The 1125-nt window shown below is 68.2% G+C and carries 3 protein-coding genes; all 3 read right to left on the reverse strand.

The genetic code is table 11. The features are described 5' to 3' along the window. On the reverse strand, window positions 1-324 hold a 324-nt coding region (locus JCM9942_RS16500; protein ID WP_172675186.1), incomplete at its 3' end, for a polyprenyl synthetase family protein. Continuing rightward, window positions 314-574: an exodeoxyribonuclease VII small subunit gene (locus tag JCM9942_RS16505; RefSeq protein ID WP_054660940.1), complete on the reverse strand. Its 261-nt coding sequence runs from the start codon at window positions 572-574 to the stop codon at window positions 314-316. The genes JCM9942_RS16500 and JCM9942_RS16505, both read right to left, overlap by 11 nt. A gap of 31 nt (window positions 575-605) precedes the next feature. Beyond that, window positions 606-1125: tRNA lysidine(34) synthetase TilS (gene tilS, locus JCM9942_RS16510; protein ID WP_157723019.1), on the reverse strand; the 520-nt coding region annotated here is incomplete at its 5' end.

Raw genomic sequence — 1125 nt, forward strand, 5'->3', positions numbered from 1 at the left:
GGCCTCGTCGAAGGCGATATGGGTGGTCGGGCGGCCGCGGCGCAGCTCGTCATCGTCCATCGCCGGCAGATCGTCATGCACCAGTGAATAGGCGTGGATCAGCTCCACCGCTGCGGCCGGCGCATCCAGCAGGGCTTCGTCGGCATCGAACAGCTGCCCGGCGGCGTAGACCAGCAGCGGCCGCATGCGCTTGCCGCCGCCCAGTGCCGCATAGCGCATGGCGCGATGCAGCCCGTACGGGGTGGTGTCCGGATCGGGGAGCGCGGTGTCGAGTTGCTGTTCGGTACGGGCCAGCCAGCGGGTGAACAGGGCCTCAGTCGTCATTGCCGGCGGTATCGAAAGGTTCGGACTTTTCCGGCTGGGCCGGATCGCTCAGCAGGCGCACGCGCAGTTCGGCCTGTTCCAGCGCCTGCTGGCACTGGCGGTAGAGGCCGACGCCGCGCTCGTAGGCACCGAGCGACTGTTCCAGGCTCAGGTCGCCGGCTTCCATTTTTTCGACCAGCTGCTCCAGTTCTTCCAGCGACTGCTCGAAGTGGGCGACCGGGGAGATTTCGTTGGGGGACTTCTTGGGCATGGCCAAAGTGTGAGCGGCACGGCCGGTGGGGTCAATTCGATCCGCCGGCCGGTTGCCAGCGCAAGGTGGCCTGGTTCACCTCCAGCCAGTGCTGCAGGGTGTCGGAGATCAGGCAGTCACCGGCGGCGAGCACTTCATCGCCGGTGCACAGCAGCGGCAGGTACGGGCGTTGCCACGGAGGCAGTGTCGACTCCTGCAGCAACTGTTTGAGTGCATGGGAATGTGTGCGGCCGGGCAGCCGGATGCGTTCGCCGCCCTGGCGCGTCCGTACCGTCAGCGGTGTGGCGAAACCCTGCGTGCCATGCAGGTGCAAGGTTCCACCATCAGGCAGGGACAACGGCGCGGCCCCATCCCACTGCCGCTGCCAGCCGGCCGGCCATGGCGTAGCGGGGCGGCGGAGATGCAGCTGCTCACGCCAGCGGATGATCTGCACGTTCTGCCAGGCGAAGCTGGCCTGTGCGTCCGCCCGCGCCGACAGCAGCTGCTGTTCGATCGCCCGCACCCCGTTGCCGGGCAGCGGCGGGAGGTTCTGTTGGACCACCCAGGCGCGC

This window comes from Stenotrophomonas pictorum JCM 9942 (assembly GCF_001310775.1).
Taxonomy (GTDB): Bacteria; Pseudomonadota; Gammaproteobacteria; order Xanthomonadales; family Xanthomonadaceae; genus Stenotrophomonas; species Stenotrophomonas pictorum.